This is a genomic window from Mesorhizobium sp. LCM 4576, assembly GCF_001854815.1.
In the GTDB taxonomy this organism is placed as follows: domain Bacteria; phylum Pseudomonadota; class Alphaproteobacteria; order Rhizobiales; family Rhizobiaceae; genus Mesorhizobium; species Mesorhizobium plurifarium.
This window is the reverse complement of record NZ_MDDT01000057.1, coordinates 437,444-454,125: the sequence shown is the minus strand read 5'-3', so window position 1 is coordinate 454,125 and position 16,682 is coordinate 437,444. Positions and strand designations below refer to the sequence as shown.

The window sequence follows — 16,682 nt, the reverse complement described above, 5'->3', positions numbered from 1 at the left end:
TCCTCTGGGGTCAGGGCGAGGGCCCGAAGTGATACTGAAATATGATATCGTCTGAGGTTCGTCAATGCCCGCCTTGACCTCGCAGATCTCCCCCTCCTCCGACACCTTCCGCGCCAATGCCGAGCGCATGCGGGGGCTGGTCGCTGAAATTTCCGAGAAGGCGGCAATCGTCGAGCGCGGCGGCTCCGATGAAGCCCGCGAACGCCACGTCTCACGCGGCAAGCTTTTGCCGCGCGAGCGGCTGGCGCAACTGCTCGATGCCGGCTCACCCTTCCTCGAGGTCGGCCAGTTCGCGGCATGGTCGATGTATGGCGAGGACATCGCGTCGGCCGGCATCATCACCGGCGTCGGCCGCGTCGAGGGCACGGAGGTGATGGTCGTCGTCAACGACGCCACGGTGAAGGGCGGCACCTACTATCCGCTGACGGTGAAGAAGCATCTGAGAGCGCAGGAGATCGCGCTGCAGAACAACCTGCCCTGCGTCTATCTGGTCGACTCAGGCGGCGCCAATCTGCCCAACCAGGACGAGGTCTTCCCCGACCGCGAGCATTTCGGCCGCATCTTCTACAACCAGGCCAACATGTCGGCGGCCGGCATCCCGCAGATCGCTTGCGTCATGGGTTCCTGCACGGCCGGCGGCGCCTATGTGCCGGCGATGTCGGACGAGACGATCATGGTGCGCAACCAGGCGACAATTTTTCTCGGCGGCCCGCCGCTGGTGAAGGCCGCCACCGGCGAGGATGTCAGCGCCGAGGAGCTCGGCGGCGCCGATGTCCACACCAGGCTGTCCGGCGTCGCCGACCACTACGCCATGGACGACGAGCATGCGTTGGCCATTTGCCGGCGCATCATCAAGAACCTCAATCGCAACAAGGCCGTAAGCCTGAATTTGCAGAAGCCGATTCAACCGCTTTACGATCCGAGCGAACTCTACGGCGTCGTGCCGACGGATCTGCGCCAGCCCTATGACGTGCGCGAGGTGATCGCCCGCCTCGTCGACGGTTCGGAGTTCGACGAGTTCAAGCAGAACTACGGCACTACGTTGATCACCGGCTTTGCGCATCTGCATGGCATGCCGGTCGGCATCATCGGCAACAATGGCGTGCTCTTCTCGGAAAGCGCGCTGAAGGGCGCGCATTTCATCGAGCTCTGCTGCCAGCGCGGCATTCCGCTGATCTTTTTGCAGAACATTACCGGCTTCATGGTGGGCCGCAAATACGAGGCCGGCGGCATCGCCAAGGACGGCGCCAAGCTGGTGATGGCGGTCGCCACCGCAAGGGTGCCGAAGCTCACGGTGATCATCGGCGGCTCCTTCGGCGCCGGCAATTACGGCATGTGCGGCCGCGCCTACTCACCCCGCTTCCTGTGGATGTGGCCGAACGCTCGCATCTCGGTGATGGGGGGCGAGCAGGCCGCGACGGTGCTCGCCATGGTCAAGYGCGAAGGCATCGAGCGCAAGGGCGGCGAATGGAGCGCCGAGGAGGAAGCCAAATTCAGGAAGCCGATCCTGATGAAATACGAGCATGAGGGTCACCCGCTCTATTCCTCGGCAAGGCTTTGGGACGACGGCATCATCGATCCGGCCAAAACGCGCGAGGTGCTGGCGCTCAGCCTCTCGGCGGCGCTCAATGCCGGCATCGAGGAGACGAAGTTCGGCGTGTTCAGGATGTAACGATGAGCGCTTTCGGCGACAGGATCCGCATCCACACCGGCGACATCACCAGGCTCGCGGTCGACGCCATCGTCAACGCGGCGAATTCCTCGTTGCTCGGTGGCGGTGGCGTCGACGGCGCCATACACCGCGCGGCAGGGCCTGAGCTGGTCGCCGAATGCCGCATGCTCAATGGCTRCAAGACCGGCGATGCCAAGCTGACAAAGGGCTATCGCCTGCCGGCGCGCTATGTCATCCACACGGTCGGGCCGGTCTGGCAAGGCGGCGGCAAGGGCGAAGCCGAGTTGCTCGCCTCCTGCTACCGGCGCTCACTTGAAATCGCGCTCGGCCATGAATGCCGGACGGTGGCGTTTCCGGCGATCTCGACCGGTATTTACCGCTTTCCGAAAGACGAAGCGACCGGCATTGCTGTCGGCACCGTGAGCGACTTCCTGCGGCGCAACATAGTGCCGGAGATGGTTACTTTCTGCTGCTTCGATGAGCCTATGGCGGAGCTATATCGACGGGCCGTTGCTGCCATTGGGGAAGGCTGAGCTGCATGAGCGATTCGAACAATTTGTCTGCTTGGACATGCTGGCGGGACAGCGCCCCCCTCTGTCCTGCCGGACATCTCCCCCACTTGGAGGGGGATCAGCAGCTTTGCGGACAGCGCCTTTGCGGCAACGTCGATAATTGGCGAAGGCGGCGGCGACATCCAATCTCCCCCCTTGTGGGGGRGATGTCCGGCAGGACAGAGGGGGGCGCGAAGGAACGCCTGCCTCGTCCGAAACGCGCGCTCAATGCGGAGGCTCCATGTTCGGCAAGATCCTGATCGCCAATCGCGGCGAGATCGCCTGCCRCGTCATCCGTACCGCCCGCAAGCTCGGCGTGCGGACCGTGGCCGTCTATTCCGACGCCGACGCCAAGGCCCTGCATGTCGAGATGGCCGACGAGGCGGTGCATATCGGCCCCTCGCCCGTCGGTGAAAGCTATCTGCGCGGCGACAAGATCATTGCAGCGGCACTTGCCACCGGCGCTGAGGCGATCCATCCGGGCTACGGCTTCCTGTCGGAGAACCCCAATTTCGTCGACCAGGTGACGGCTGCCGGGCTCGTCTTCATCGGTCCGTCCGCCGCCTCGATCCGCGCCATGGGATTGAAGGACGCCGCCAAACGGCTGATGGAAAAGGCCGGCGTGCCGGTGGTGCCCGGCTATCACGGCGAAGCGCAGGAAATCGTGCTGCTCGCTTCCAAGGCGCGCGAGATCGGCTACCCCGTCCTGATCAAGGCGCGCGCCGGCGGCGGCGGCAAGGGCATGCGGCGCGTCGACCACCCCGACGATTTCTCCGAAGCGCTTTCCGGAGCGCGGCGCGAAGCGAAGGCGGCGTTTGGCGACGATCGCGTGCTCGTCGAAAAATATGTCGACAAGCCACGTCATATCGAGTGCCAAGTGTTCGGCGACAATTTCGGCAATGCGGTGCATCTTTTAGAACGCGACTGCTCGGCGCAGCGCCGCCACCAGAAGGTGATCGAGGAGGCGCCCGCCCCCGGGATGACGCCAGCGCTGCGCAAGGCAATGACGGAGGCGGCCGTGAAGGCCGCCAAGGCGATCAATTATTCGGGCGCCGGCACGATCGAATTCATCGTCGATGCTTCCGAAGGACTGAAAGCCGACCGCTTCTGGTTCATGGAGATGAACACGCGGCTGCAGGTCGAACACCCCGTCACCGAGATGGTCACCGGCGTCGATCTGGTCGAATGGCAGCTGCGCATCGCGGCCGGTGAAAAACTACCGAAGACGCAAGGCGAGATCGCGCTTGCCGGCCACGCCTTCGAGGCACGCCTCTATGCGGAGGACGCCGCGAAAGGCTTCCTGCCGGCGACCGGCACGCTGCATCATCTCAAATTCCCCGACGCGGCGCCGGAGGGTGCGGCGATGCGCATCGAGACCGGCGTTCGCGCCGGCGATGCGATTTCGCCTTTCTATGATCCGATGATCGCCAAGCTGGTTGTGCACGGCAAGGACCGGGCCTCGGCGCTCAATGCCCTTCGCGAGATGCTGGCGCGGACGGAAGTGGCCGGCTCGACCGTCAACACCGCTTTCCTGGCGGCACTCGCCGCCGACGCCGATTTCGCAGCCGGCGACGTCGATACCGGGCTGATCGGCCGGCATCAGGAGGCGCTCACCGCCATTCCCGCGCCCAGCGACGAGACGATCGCCGCCGCGGCGCTGGCTGCCACGGACGCCGGCGCGCCGGGTCCCGCCGCCGATCCATGGTCCACGCTTTCAGGCTATGCGCATTTCCACACGCTCGCGCGCCGCATCCGCCTGCGCCACGGTGAGGAAAATATCCTGGCCAGGGTTTCGGCACGGCCGGACGGCCGCTTCCAGGTCGCGCTGGAAGCGCCGCATGACGCGGTGAACACGCATGATCTGAGGACCATGCCGCGCGCCGTCCGCTGGCCCGGCCACGTCACCGTCTTCGAAGGCGCGGTTGGCTATACGTTCACGGTTCCCGATTCGCTGGCCAAAGCCGACGAGGCGGGGGCGGCTTCAGGCAGCCTGCGCGCGCCGATGCCGGGGCTGGTCAAGCTGGTGCGCGCCGCGACCGGCGATGTGGTGATCAAAGGCCAGCCGCTTCTGATCCTCGAAGCCATGAAGATGGAGCACATGATCGCCGCTCCGCATGACGGCGTGATCGCCGAGATCGCGGCCGAGGGCGCGCAGGTCAGCGACGGCACCGTGCTGGTGCGGTTCGTGGAAGACGGCCAGGGCTGAGACGAAAATGGCCGGGACGAGCCCGGCCATTTCCTCGATAGCTGCGGAACCGACTTACGGCTTGATCGGCGCGTATTTGCCGTCGTGCCACTGGTTGATGTCGTAGCTGGCGTTCTTCAGGTCGCCCTTCTCGTCGAAGATGACGTCGCCGACGACGGTGCTGATCGGCTTGCCGTCCTTGAGCGCTTCGGCGACCTTGGCCGGATCGTCGGTGCCGGCGCGCTTGACGCCTTCGGCCACAGCCTGGATCACGGCATAGGAGAACAGCGTGAAGCCTTCAGGCGTGAAGCCGCCGGCCTTGATCTTGGCGACCGCGTCCTTCGCTTCGGGCTTCGCCTGCGGGTCCGATGGGAAGACGAACATGGTGCCTTCGCCAGCCGGGCCGGCGACCTGCCAGAATTCCGGCGAGGCGATCGAGTCCGGCATGATCAGCTGGAACTTGACGTTCTGCTCGGCCGACTGGCGCAGGATCAGGCCCGCTTCCGGGTGGTAGCCGCCGAAATAGACGACGTCTGCCTTGAGCTCCTTCAGCTTGGTGACGAGGGCCGAATAGTCCTTCTCGCCGGCATTGATGCCTTCATAGTCGACCTCCTTGAGGCCGCCGGCATTCATCGTCGCCTTCACAGCGTCGGCGACGCCCTGGCCGTATGCGCTCTTGTCGTGCAGGATGACAACGTTYTTGCCGGCGTATTTCTTGGCGATCCACGGGCCGATGAAGGCGCCCTGCGCGTCGTCACGCGTGTAAAGGCGCATGATGGTCGGCCAGCCCGCCTTGGCGGCGGCATCGGTCAGCACCGGGTTGGACGAGGCGGGGCTCATCATCAGCGTGCCGGCTTCGGCATAGACAGCCGARGCCGGAATGCTCGAGCCAGAGCAGGCATGGCCGTCGACGAACTTGACGCCGTTGGCCACGATGCGGTTGGCCACCGATACGGCCTGCTTCGGATCGCACTGGTCGTCCTCGATGTCGAGCTTGATCTGCGAGCCGTTGACGCCGCCGGCGGCATTGATCGCGTCGGCGGCAGCCTGCGCACCCTGCTTGAACTGGTCACCGATGGTGGCGAGCTGGCCGGTCATCGGGCCGACCACCGAAATGGTGATGTCGTCGGCGAAGGCAACCGGGGCGCTCATCATCAGACCAAATGCGGCCGCGCTCAAAATACCCAATTTTTTCATGACTATAAGAACTCCTCCACTTGCGCATGGCCATCCGGCCGCGCTTCCTTCACAGAGCCGGGACAATTTCACCCTTCGCTGGAACTGTCGAGAGGACAATTCGGAAGGTTTTGGTTCATTTCTGCCGGGATTGCTTGGGCCACGCGCCCGCGTGATTACCCAGCGTAATRCAAAAAGCCGCGCCGGCCTTGTTTCGGTCGGTCGCGGCTTTTGCAGTCGAGCTCCCCAGACGCCCCCGCGCCTGAAACCCGCTCGCTTCCCTGTTTTGGTGCACGGCTTGAGGTTCGTTGGCCTGCCGCGTTCTTGATCTTGTCAACCAGCCGTCTTATCGCGGCCTTGTCCCCTGAAGGCTTTCGGGCGCTGTACCCGCAGGATCAGTGCATCGTCATCCATTCGCGGGCTTCGCGCAGCGCCGTGGCGATCTCGACCTTCGACATGGTGGCCGACAGTTCCGAGCGCAGCTCGGCGGCGCGGGCCGAGCCCTTGATGGCGGCGATGTTGAACCATTTGTGGGCGGCGACGACATCGGTGTCGCAGTCGCGGCCGGTCGCATACATCATGCCCAGTTCGAAAAGAATGTCGGCCTGGGCAGTTGCCCCCATGGCGCCGAAGCCGTCTTCAAGCATTTCAAAACGTGCCATTTCAATCCCCTGTCTGGCTCCCGAGAGCTGCCTCCTTTTCCCTCGGTGTCCCTTGGGGCGGGCCGCTCTTTCGATGCTTTCGAGGATGAAGCCTGGCTTTGAATCCGCCGTTAAATGGCTTGCTTAATTTGAGGAAAACAAAGCTAAAACAAGAGGTAAACGCGGAAATTCGTTAAGCATGGGAATCCAGCGTTTCAGCCATTTTGCATCAAATTCGACGAAAATTGCCGCGCGCGGAATCAAGACTTCGCTAACCACGGAAACCGAAGCGTTTTTCCGGTCGCGTTTATTTTCAGCCATCGGCGYGGCGAAAATCCTTGCAACCTTCCGTGGCGGCACCGCTTTCGTTTTGGCCAGAGCTGGATTAGCTTTACCTTTGCGTAAGGGGCAGGAAGGCGGACCGGAGCCCGCCACGACCCCATAGGGAGGTGGACAAGATGTTTCGAAAGATGAGCCTGGCCCTGGCGGCCACCTTGATCATGGCGGGTGCCGCGTGGGCCGACCCGATCGAAGGCAGCTGGAAAACGCAATCCGGCGAGACGGCGACGATCGGCGGCGGCGGCTCGTTCTCCATCACACTCAAGACCGGCAAATATGCCRGCAAGACGATCGGCTCGCTGAAGGCGGCCGGCGACAACAAATATGCCGGCTCAATCACCGACCCGGCGAACGACAAGACCTATTCCGGCAAGGCGACGCTTTCGGGCACCACGCTCAAGATGAGCGGCTGCGTGCTCGGCGGTCTGATCTGCAAGAGCCAGACCTGGCACAAGCTCTGATCGCCAAACTGCAGACCATCCGAAACGGGGCCGAACGGCCCCGTTTTCTTTTGGAGCGGCGACGCTCCGCCGCACCGACGCTGCGCCGCCGGCACCTGCTCAGACCTCGTCAATCAATTTGAACCGCAGATGAATACCGGTCTCAGAACCGGTTCAGAGGCATTCCGGCATTCTCTCCCGCATTGAAGGAGAGGGAAATGCTTGCGCGTCGCTTCACCATCGTCTGCCTGCTGATGAGCCTGTTCGGCATGTTCTTCGCCATCCTGGTGGCCGAGGGCGGCCATTCCTCCCGCTTATGGGAACGGCCCGTGGCTTCGTTCTCGGCTCCGTGAACCTCGTGACACGCCGAAACGACAAAGCTGAAAATCGACCAAGTTGAAAATCGGAACACCACCAAAATGAACCGCATCGCCGCCACTGCAACGAAGATCCTCAGGCTGCTGCCGCGGGCGACGCTCATCCTGATGCTGCTGGCCGCGCCGGTGCTGGCGGTGCCGACGATACGGGCCGATACGGGCCACACGATCGAGGCGCCGGCGCACAAGAACACCAGCGTGGGCTTCGTGCTCCTGATCAGCCTGYAGCGCGGGTAACGCACCGAAGAAAAACGACGCGTGCGGCGGCTTGACGCCCGCCTCCCCCTCCCAACCGCTCTTCCAAGTCTCTATATTGAGCCATGGAAAAGCGAATCTACCCCCAAGCTATCGAATCGGTCGTCATGCCGGAGCCGTTCGGCAAGCAGGAGTTCCACGACGCCAAGAAGGCCGTCGCGGCGCTCCAGACGCTCTACGACCGCAACACCAAGTTCCTGCGCGATTCTTTCGCGGCCCTTGCCGCGGGCGGCGACGAGAGCAAGCGCTWCCGGGCCTTCTATCCGCAGATCGGCGTCACCACGACCTCGTTCAGCCAGGTCGACTCGCGCCAGGCCTATGGCCATATGCCGACGCCCGGTCATTTCGCCACCACCGTCACCCAGCCGCAACTGTTCGAGAACTACCTCATCGAGCAGCTACGGCTGATCATGCGCAATCACGGTGTGCAGGTGACCGTGTCGGAGTCGGCCACGCCGATCCCGCTGCATTTCGCCTTCCTGGAAGGCACCTATGTCGACGGCGCCGCCGCCGAGCGCATCAAACGGCCGATCCGCGACCTGTTCGACGTACCGGATCTCGACGGAACCGACGACCAGATCGCCAACGGTACCTTCGAGGTGGCGTTCGGCGAGCCGCGGCCGCTGGCGCCGTTCACCGCGCAGCGCATCGACTATTCGCTGCACCGCATGACGCATTACACGGCGACCAGCCCGCAGCATTTCCAGAATTTCGTGCTGTTCACCAACTACCAGTTCTACATCGACGAATTCGTCGCGCGGGCTCGCGAATTGATGGAGAGCGGTGGAGGCGGCTATAGCGAATTCGTCGAGCCGGGCAATGTCGTGACCAAGGCGGGTGCCGGCGCGCCGAGCGAAGGCACGCCRCCGCAGCGCCTGCCGCAGATGCCGGCCTATCACCTGAAGAAGCCCGGCCACGGGGGCATCACCATGGTCAATATCGGCGTCGGCCCGTCCAACGCCAAGACGATCACCGACCATATCGCGGTGCTGAGGCCGCATGCCTGGGTCATGCTCGGCCATTGCGCCGGCCTGCGCAACACGCAGGCGTTGGGCGACTATGTGCTGGCGCATGCCTATGTGCGCGAGGACCATGTGCTGGACGACGACCTGCCYGTCTGGGTGCCGATTCCGCCGCTGGCCGAGATCCAGGTGGCGCTGCAGGAAGCAGTCGCCGAGGTCACCGGCCTTTCCGGCTACGACCTCAAGCGCATCATGCGCACGGGCACCGTCGCCACCATCGACAACCGCAACTGGGAACTGCGCGACCAGCGCGGACCGGTGCAACGCCTGTCGCAGTCGCGCGCCATCGCGCTCGACATGGAATCGGCCACCATCGCCGCCAACGGCTTCCGCTTCCGCGTGCCCTATGGGACGCTGCTGTGCGTCTCCGACAAGCCGCTGCATGGCGAGTTGAAGCTGCCCGGCATGGCGACCGAGTTCTACAAGCGGCAGGTGGCGCAGCATCTCACCATCGGCATCAGGGCGATGGAGAAGCTGGCCGAAATGCCGATGGAGCGGCTGCATTCGCGCAAGCTCAGAAGTTTTTCGGAGACGGCCTTCCAGTAGACGCGTCCCGGCCAGCTGCTGGCGAGGCAATCCGTCGTCTTGCTTGAGCCGCAATTTGGCCGATAAGYGGTCAGAGCGGAACTGGAGCAATTCAGGAAAAATGCGAGCGGTTTTTCGTTCGAAATCGGGTCAGAACAAGGAGACAGGGCCTTTCGGCGTTCCGTGAAACGGTGAAATGTCCCGGGCGGGTCGGAGCAGATGACTACGGGCGGTGCGCGCTTGAGCATGATGGCTCAGCTGACATTCCTGGCGATGATGGCGTGCTCGGCCGCGTTGTTGGCCGGGTTCTTCGGCGCGCTGCATCCGGCCTTCGATTCCTTCTCGCATTTCCGCATGCATCTCAGCGCRCTTGCGGCCTTGCTTGCGCTGGCGCTGCTTGCCGGTCCCTACCGGCTGCAGGCCGTCGCGGCGCTGGTTTTCGCCATCGTCTGCTTCGCCACGACGACGAGCGCTCTGCCCAAATTGCCGACGCAGCAGGCAATCGCGAAACCGGCCGACCGGATCGTCTACAGCCTGCTGCAGATGAACCTGCGCTTCAACAATCCGACGCCGAAGAAGGTGCTGTCGCTGATCGGCCGAACCAATCCGGACGTCATCACGCTCGACGAAGTGTCCGGCATGTGGTCGAAGGAGCTCGGCTATATTGCCGGCGCTTACCCCTATCGCATCCTTTGCGACTATCCCAACGGCATATTCGGCGTCGCGCTGCTCTCGCGCCGCCCCTTCGCCGCCGGCACAGCGCCGCGTTGCGAACCGCGCGGCGCGATGGCCACCGCCACGATCGATTTCAATGGCGTTCCGGTCGACGTCGCTGCGATCCATCTGAGCTGGCCTTGGCCGAAGGAGCAATATTGGCAGATCGGTGAACTGGCGGAACCGCTGGCCGGGCTCGGTGAGACCRCCATCATGGCCGGCGATTGCAACGCCGTGCCGTGGAGCGCGGCGGTGCGTCGGGTGGCGCGGCTCAGCGGCATGACCCTGATGCCGTCGGCCGGCCCGACCTGGATCCACCGCACGCTGCCCGACTTCCTGCGCCGCTATGCGGGCCTGCCGATCGACCAGGTGTTCAGCAAGGGCGGAGTGACGATCCTGTCGTCGGCCCGACTGGAGGATACCGGCTCCGATCATCTGCCGGTGCTGATCGAATTCACGCTGCCGCCCGCCAGCGATGCGCCCGGGGACGAGCACAAGTCGGCGCTGGCGGYGAACGAGGCGCCGGACAGACCGCAGGGTTGACGCTCCGTTTCTTAAGCGAACGACTGAAGCTTCAGTTCTTCAGTTCTTCCCCATCAACGCATTGACCAGCCGGTCGACATGGCCGCCGTCGCGATGCTCGCGCGCATCGAAGGCGTTCTGTTTCGCTTCATATTGCGCGTAGACGGAGTCGATCCGGCGCCTGGCCTCGCGATGAGTGGCGGTGCAGAACCAATTGTCGGCCAGCTTAAGGCCGGCAATGGACTTGTCGGTGGCACGCATCATGGCCTTGGCGATGCGGCCGTGGTGGTGCTCATGAGCGTGGACGCCGGCGAGGAAGCGCCGCCAGCGCCGCTCGAGCTCGGGCTTCGGCGGCGAAGYCAGGCGAGGAAAAGTGTAGGTGAGCTCCATCGTTCCGTCGGCGCCCYGCAACCTGCAGACCCCGTCGGCACGGTCCACGTCCAGCTTCCAGTTCACGACGTAGCTGGTGTCGGCGATGGCGCGGGTCATGAAGCCGTGCTTGGGACCTTTGCGGTTCATCGCTTCGACCAGCGCGGCGCCCGTCGCRCCAGCGATGTCATAGCTGCGCGTCGTGACCAGCACTTTGGTGYCGGCCAGCGCCTCCGGGGTGCCGCCGCACAGGCCGCCGAGCATGATGAGACATGTAAGAACCGCCAGGCGCATGGCCCATTTGCTCCCTATCCGCAGAGAAGGAACTATAAGCCGGCTGCAATTTCAAGCGTAAGAGACCCGGCCGACCGGAACCGCGGATGGTCGCCGATCGGGGGAGTGGCTCACATGCCTTGGTAGACCGGCCCCTCGCCGCCTTGCGGCGGCACCCAGTTGATGTTCTGGTTCGGATCCTTGATGTCGCAGGTCTTGCAGTGGACGCAGTTCTGCGCGTTGATGACGAAGCGCACGTCCTTGGCCGACGGATCGGCGGCGGCGTTACCGTCCTTGTCCACCCATTCATAGACGCCGGCCGGGCAATAGCGGGTCGACGGACCAGCAAAGACATCGTGCTCGGAACGCTGCTGCAACGCCATGTCGCCGACGATCAGATGTACCGGCTCGTTTTCCTCATGGTTGGTGTTGGAGAGGAACACCGAGGAGAGACGATCGAAGGTCAACACGCCATCCGGCTTCGGATAGGCGATCTTCTGATGCTTGGAGGCCGGCTCGAGCGTCGCATAATCGGCCTTGCCGTGCTTCAGCGTGCCGAAGGGCGAGAAGCCGAACAGCGTGTTCAGCCACATGTCGAGGCCGCCGATGCCGACGCCGACGATGGTGCCGAAGCGCGACCAGAGCGGCTTGACGTTGCGGACCTTCTTCAAGTCCTTGCCGATGTCGCTGCCGCGCCAGGCTTCTTCGTAGGACGCAAGCTCGTCATTGGCGCGGCCGCCGGCGATCGCCTCGGCCACATGCTCGGCCGCAAGCATGCCGGACAGCACCGCGTTGTGCGAGCCCTTGATGCGCGGCACGTTGACGAAGCCTGCCGCGCAGCCCATCAGCACGCCGCCGGGGAAGGACAGTTTCGGCACGGACTGCCAACCGCCCTCGGTGATGGCGCGCGCGCCATAGCCGATGCGCTTGGCGCCCTCGAAGGTGCCGGCGATCGCCGGATGGGTCTTGAAGCGCTGGAATTCCTCGAAAGGCGACAGATAGGGGTTCTTGTAGTTCAGGTGGACGACGAAGCCGACCGCCACCTGGTTGTCCTCGAGATGGTAGAGGAAGGAGCCGCCGCCGGTCTTCATGTCGAGCGGCCAGCCGAAGGAGTGCTGCACCAGGCCCGGCTTGTGGTTCTCCGGCTTGACTTGCCAGAGCTCCTTGAGGCCGATGCCGAACTTGCCGGGTTCGCGGCCGTCGGCAAGYTGGTATTTGGCGATGAGCTGCTTCGCGAGCGAGCCGCGCGCGCCCTCGCCGATAAGCACATATTTGCCCATCAGCGCCATGCCGGGCGCGTAGGCCGGGCCGTGCGTGYCGTCCTTCTCGACGCCCATGTCGCCGGTGATGACGCCGGTGACGGCGCCGGCATCGTTATAGACGAGGCTTGCCGCGGCAAAGCCCGGATAGATCTCGACGCCCAGCGCCTCGGCCTTGGTCGCCAGCCAGCGGCAGACATTGCCGAGCGACACGATGTAGTTGCCGTGATTGTTCATCAGCGGCGGCATCAGGAAGTTGGGCAGGCGGAACGAACCGGCGGGCCCAAGTACCAGGAAATGGTCCGCCGTCACTGGCGTCTTGAACGGATGATCGCTCTCCTCGCGCCAGCCCGGCAGCAGCCGGTCGATGCCGATCGGATCGACGACGGCGCCGGACAGGATGTGAGCGCCGACCTCGCCGCCCTTCTCCAGGACGACCACCGAGAGGTCCGGATTGACTTGCTTCAGACGGATCGCCGCGGCAAGGCCGGCGGGACCGGCGCCGACGATCACCACGTCGAATTCCATGCTTTCGCGTTCGATTTCGCTCATCGACCCCTCTATGGCTTGCCGCATTCTCGCATTGTGCTGGCTCCCGCGCTGCATAGCGCATCAATGCGCGACGCGAAACCGGCGCGGACGTGACAACGCCGATTTCGACAAAAAGTCGCGGTTTTCCCCTACGAAAAGGCAGACGCAGCGGCTATGGCCAAGCATAGGCCAGCGCCAATTGGTTGGCAGGCCAGGCGGCGCCGGGATGTTTTTAATTGTTCGACGGCTCGGTTATCGGCAATACTTCGCGCCATGCGCAGTCCAGAGCCGCCCGGCTTTCCATCGAAGCGCTTACTCTTAACGCCAGGCGCGGCCTGGCGTGCGGTTCTTCCGCTCCTCTTTTTGACCATGCCGGCCCTTTCGACCACGCAAGTCCGGGCGGATCAGGTGAAGGTGTGGGCGACCGGCGCCTATTCCTTCTCCGACGAGCTGGGCGGCTTCCGCATCACCGGAGCCTCCGGCATCGGCACCAAGGAAGATCCCCTGGTCATCAAGGAGGAGCTGAACTCGGCAACCCCAGTGACGCTGACCATCCGCGCGACCAAGCCGATCGAGCCCTTCGGCAAGGCCGGCGAGGTCGCCAACGGCGTGATGTATATGCGCATCGACGTGCTCAACAACAGCGCGCTCCCCTGGGTGGAGTTCCAGTTCGAGCTGCAGGAGATCCTCGACCAACCCAGCGTGTTCGGCGACGGCCTGTCCTTCGACCAGCGCAACAAGACACCCGACAACATCTGGTCGAGCAACTTCGCCGATTTCGACCGCCGGTTCGAACCCTATGACCGGCTGCTGTTCCGCAACGGCAAGATCGACCCGCTGAAGACGGCGACGTTCGATTTCCTGATCACCGACTACACGCCGCGCTGGACGTTTTACATCGTTCAGGATCCAAGGATTCCGACGGGGTGAATTACGCCGACGTCCAAGGCGGAGCTGACAACTTGCAAATCGGCGCCGCGCGGACGATGGTGGCGCCATGACTGCCGCTTCCCCCAGCACACCAGCCGAGATCGCCGAACTGCTCGCCTTCTATGCCAGCGCCGGCGTCGACGACGCGCTCCAGGACGCGCCGATCAACCGGTTCGCCGAAGCGGCGGCAATACCAGTTGGACGGGGGCCGGCAGACCGCAGGCCCGCCGAGCGGGCGCTGGCAGCGCCACAACGCGAAACCAGGCCCGAAAGCCGAACGGCACCCGACCAGGCTCCGGAACGCGTCGAGAACCCGCCAGCGCCCCTATCCGGCCTCGACGCCAGCAATATTCCGGACGCACCCACCCGGGTGCCGGCGGCCGCGGCCGTTCCCGACGAGGCACAGGCCCTGCTGGCGCGGCAGCTTGCCGCGAGCGCTTCGACGCTCGACGAGCTGCGCCAGCACATGGCCGCCTTCGACGGCTGCAACCTCAAATTCACCGCCAAGAACCTGGTCTTCGCCGACGGCAACCCGAACGCCGACCTGATGCTGGTCGGCGAGGCGCCGGGCCGCGACGAGGACCTCGAAGGACTGCCCTTCGTCGGCCGCTCCGGGCGGCTGCTCGACCGCATGCTTGCGGCGATCGGCCTCGACCGCAACTCGGCCTATATCGCCAACGTCATCCCATGGCGGCCGCYGGGCAACCGCACGCCGACGCCGCACGAGACCGAAATCTGCCGTCCCTTCATCGAAAGGCAGATCGAGCTGGTCAATCCAAAAGTGCTGGTCAATCTCGGCGGGCCGTCGGCCAAGACGCTGCTCAACACGACCGAGGGCATCCTGCGCCTGCGCGGCAACTGGCGGGTGCACACGACCGCCTCAGGCATAGCCATTCCGGCGATGCCGACGCTGCACCCGGCCTATCTGCTCAGGACGCCGGCGCACAAGAAGCTGGCCTGGCGGGATTTTCTCGAGGTGAAGGCGAAGTTGAAGGCGTTGGCGTGACCGCCCTTCCCTTCTCCCCTTGTGGGAGAAGGTGGAGCTATAACCTCCCAGGTAATTGAATTACTCCGCTCGCCACCCTACTCATCCCCCCATGAGCGCATCCGAACCCTCCGCCRGCAGCCTGATCCGCGAGTGGCGCACGCGGCGGCGCATGAGCCAGCTCGATCTCGCCATGGAAGCCGACATCTCGCAGCGGCATCTTTCGTTCGTCGAAAGCGGCCGCGCGCAGCCGTYGCGCGAGATGGTGCTGCATCTGGCCGAGCAACTGTCGATCCCGCTGCGCCAGCGCAACCAGCTTCTGCTCGCCGCGGGTTTCGCACCGAGCTTCAGCGAAAAGCCGCTCACCGACGCCACGCTGGCGCCGGCGCTGACCGCGGTCGAAACCGTGCTCAAGGGCCACGAGCCGTTCCCGGCGCTGGCGGTGGACCGGCACTGGAACCTCGTTTCCGCAAACACCGCGATCGCCCCGTTCCTTGCCGACATTTCCGAGGGATCCCTGCTTACGCCACCGGTCAATGTGCTGCGGCTCAGCCTGCATCCCGGCGGCGTGGCGCCGCGCATCGTCAATCTGGCGGAGTGGCGCGCGCATCTGCTGGAGMGGCTGAAACACCAGAACGACGCCACCGGCGACCCGGTGCTGATCGAGCTGGAGCGGGAGTTGCGCACCTATCCGTCCGGCCTGAAGAGCAGCCGTCCGGCGCCGGTAGAACCAAGCGGCATCGTGCATCCGCTGCGGCTCGCGCATGGCGATACGGTGCTGTCCTTCATCAGCACCATCACCGTGTTCGGCACGCCGCTCGATGTCACTCTGTCGGAGCTGGCGATCGAATCCTTCTTCCCGGTCGACGAGCAGACCCGAGCGGTGCTCGTGCGGCTGGCGAAGGAACGGGCGCCGGCCTCGTAGCCTTCACCCCTGCGGCGGCGCGGCCGTCCTGGTGCGCGTGCGCTCCAGGCCGAGCTGGCGCTCGCGCCAGATGATGAAGATGCCGGCGGCAACCACGATCACGCCGCCGACGAGCGTGTTGAGCGAGGTCACGTCGCCGAAGACGAGATAGCCGACGACGACACCGAGGATCATCGAGGTGTATTCGAAGGGCGCCACGACGGAAGCCTCGGCATGGCGGTAGGCCGCCGTCATCAGGATTTGGCCGAGCCCGCCGCAGAAGCCGGCAAAAACAAGGAGCGCGGCCTGCATCGGTGTCAGCGCCTGCCAGCCAAAGGGCAACGTAAAGAGCGACAACACCGAAGCCGTCGAGGAGAACCATAAAACGATGGTCGCCGTCTTCTCGGTCTGGACGAGATTGCGCACCAGAAGCATGGCGACCGCCGAGATCGCGGCGGCGATCAGCGCGGCCATGACGCCCAACACCTCCTGGTCGTCGAGGCCCTCATCGGAATTGAGCAGCGTCAGTTCCGGCCAGGAGATGACCAGCACACCGGCAAGACCGACGGCAACCGCGCTCCAACGGTAGACGCGGATCGTCTCGCCGAGGAATACCGAGGAGAACACCACGACCAGCAACGRCTGGGCGTAGTTCAGCGTGATCGCTTCCGGCAGCGGCAGYCTGGTCAATGCGAAGAAGCCGAGCCCCATGGCGCCGACGCCGACGACGCCGCGCGCGACGTGGTTGAACGGCCGCCTAGTCGTGAATGCGGTGGCCAGCTCACCCTTGAAGGCGAGGAAGGCGATGATCGGGAAGATGGCGAAGAAGGAGCGGAAGAAGACGRTCTGTCCGGCGGGCACGTCGCCGGCCGCCTTGATGCAGGTCTGCATGCCGACGAAAACCGTCACCGAGACGATCTTCAACGTAATGCCGCGCAGCGTGTTGTGGCCGACGGCATGATCGACGGTCATCTTGCCTCGTAAGGATGGTCGGAAAAACGAAGCCGCAAAT

At 64.4% G+C, this 16,682-nt stretch carries 17 protein-coding genes; 11 read left to right on the top strand and 6 right to left on the bottom strand.

Going from position 1 to position 16,682, the window contains the following annotated elements:
- Positions 1-64: 64 nt before the first annotated feature.
- From LCM4576_RS27855 to LCM4576_RS27845, 3 genes are all read left to right on the top strand, one after another.
- The gene (locus LCM4576_RS27855) at positions 65-1,672 is read left to right on the top strand and encodes a carboxyl transferase domain-containing protein (RefSeq protein ID WP_071035647.1); all 1,608 of its coding nucleotides are present in this window, start codon (positions 65-67) and stop codon (positions 1,670-1,672) included.
- Positions 1,673-1,674: 2 nt separating this feature from the next.
- Positions 1,675-2,205 (top strand): O-acetyl-ADP-ribose deacetylase, encoded by a 531-nt coding sequence (locus tag LCM4576_RS27850; RefSeq protein WP_071035646.1) that lies wholly within the window; start codon positions 1,675-1,677, stop codon positions 2,203-2,205.
- A gap of 259 nt (positions 2,206-2,464) precedes the next feature.
- Positions 2,465-4,429 carry an acetyl/propionyl/methylcrotonyl-CoA carboxylase subunit alpha gene (locus LCM4576_RS27845; RefSeq protein ID WP_071035645.1) on the top strand — a complete coding sequence of 655 codons (1,965 nt, stop codon included), beginning with the start codon at positions 2,465-2,467 and terminating at the stop codon, positions 4,427-4,429.
- Positions 4,430-4,483: 54 nt separating this feature from the next.
- On the opposite strand, the gene LCM4576_RS27840 is transcribed toward LCM4576_RS27845, so the two are convergent.
- From LCM4576_RS27840 to LCM4576_RS36620, 3 genes are all read right to left on the bottom strand, one after another.
- On the bottom strand, positions 4,484-5,605 hold the full coding sequence (locus LCM4576_RS27840) for an ABC transporter substrate-binding protein (protein ID WP_040984292.1): 1,122 nt from the start codon (positions 5,603-5,605) through the stop codon (positions 4,484-4,486).
- 374 nt (positions 5,606-5,979) lie between these two features.
- Positions 5,980-6,246, bottom strand: a complete 267-nt coding sequence (locus LCM4576_RS27835; protein ID WP_040984294.1) for a sel1 repeat family protein — start codon at positions 6,244-6,246, stop codon at positions 5,980-5,982.
- 123 nt (positions 6,247-6,369) lie between these two features.
- On the bottom strand, positions 6,370-6,546 hold the full coding sequence (locus LCM4576_RS36620) for a hypothetical protein (RefSeq protein ID WP_157901241.1): 177 nt from the start codon (positions 6,544-6,546) through the stop codon (positions 6,370-6,372).
- A gap of 137 nt (positions 6,547-6,683) precedes the next feature.
- On the opposite strand from LCM4576_RS36620, the gene LCM4576_RS27830 reads away from it, so the two are divergent.
- From LCM4576_RS27830 to LCM4576_RS27815, 5 genes are all read left to right on the top strand, one after another.
- On the top strand, positions 6,684-7,025 hold the full coding sequence (locus LCM4576_RS27830; protein WP_071035908.1) for a DUF2147 domain-containing protein: 342 nt from the start codon (positions 6,684-6,686) through the stop codon (positions 7,023-7,025).
- A gap of 197 nt (positions 7,026-7,222) precedes the next feature.
- Entirely contained in the window at positions 7,223-7,357 is a 135-nt protein-coding gene (locus LCM4576_RS37585; RefSeq protein ID WP_274534987.1) for a hypothetical protein, read from the top strand.
- 66 nt (positions 7,358-7,423) lie between these two features.
- Positions 7,424-7,618: a hypothetical protein gene (locus LCM4576_RS27825; protein WP_071035644.1), complete on the top strand. Its 195-nt coding sequence runs from the start codon at positions 7,424-7,426 to the stop codon at positions 7,616-7,618.
- A 125-nt stretch (positions 7,619-7,743) separates the two neighbouring features.
- A complete protein-coding gene (locus tag LCM4576_RS27820; protein ID WP_244510937.1) occupies positions 7,744-9,204 on the top strand; it encodes an AMP nucleosidase in 1,461 nt (486 codons plus the stop codon).
- Positions 9,205-9,429: 225 nt separating this feature from the next.
- Positions 9,430-10,440: an endonuclease/exonuclease/phosphatase family protein gene (locus LCM4576_RS27815; protein WP_198540337.1), complete on the top strand. Its 1,011-nt coding sequence runs from the start codon at positions 9,430-9,432 to the stop codon at positions 10,438-10,440.
- Between the two features lie 39 nt (positions 10,441-10,479).
- Here LCM4576_RS27815 and LCM4576_RS27810 read toward each other — a convergent pair whose 3' ends face one another.
- Together LCM4576_RS27810 and LCM4576_RS27805 are read right to left on the bottom strand one after the other, a co-directional pair.
- On the bottom strand, positions 10,480-11,082 hold the full coding sequence (locus tag LCM4576_RS27810) for a DUF922 domain-containing protein (protein WP_071035641.1): 603 nt from the start codon (positions 11,080-11,082) through the stop codon (positions 10,480-10,482).
- A gap of 110 nt (positions 11,083-11,192) precedes the next feature.
- Positions 11,193-12,872 carry an electron transfer flavoprotein-ubiquinone oxidoreductase gene (locus tag LCM4576_RS27805; RefSeq protein WP_071035640.1) on the bottom strand — a complete coding sequence of 560 codons (1,680 nt, stop codon included), beginning with the start codon at positions 12,870-12,872 and terminating at the stop codon, positions 11,193-11,195.
- A 252-nt stretch (positions 12,873-13,124) separates the two neighbouring features.
- Between LCM4576_RS27805 and LCM4576_RS27800 the strand changes: the two genes are divergently transcribed.
- The 3 genes from LCM4576_RS27800 to LCM4576_RS27790 all read left to right on the top strand — a co-directional run bounded on the left by LCM4576_RS27800 (position 13,125) and on the right by LCM4576_RS27790 (position 15,691).
- A complete protein-coding gene (locus LCM4576_RS27800; protein ID WP_116390229.1) occupies positions 13,125-13,781 on the top strand; it encodes a hypothetical protein in 657 nt (218 codons plus the stop codon).
- A gap of 67 nt (positions 13,782-13,848) precedes the next feature.
- Positions 13,849-14,787 carry a uracil-DNA glycosylase family protein gene (locus LCM4576_RS27795; RefSeq protein WP_071035639.1) on the top strand — a complete coding sequence of 313 codons (939 nt, stop codon included), beginning with the start codon at positions 13,849-13,851 and terminating at the stop codon, positions 14,785-14,787.
- 151 nt (positions 14,788-14,938) lie between these two features.
- Complete coding sequence (locus LCM4576_RS27790; protein WP_407067407.1) at positions 14,939-15,691, top strand: helix-turn-helix domain-containing protein; 753 nt, start codon at positions 14,939-14,941, stop codon at positions 15,689-15,691.
- Between the two features lie 3 nt (positions 15,692-15,694).
- On the opposite strand, the gene LCM4576_RS27785 is transcribed toward LCM4576_RS27790, so the two are convergent.
- The gene (locus tag LCM4576_RS27785; protein WP_071035637.1) at positions 15,695-16,642 is read right to left on the bottom strand and encodes a DMT family transporter; all 948 of its coding nucleotides are present in this window, start codon (positions 16,640-16,642) and stop codon (positions 15,695-15,697) included.
- Positions 16,643-16,682 lie beyond the last annotated feature (40 nt).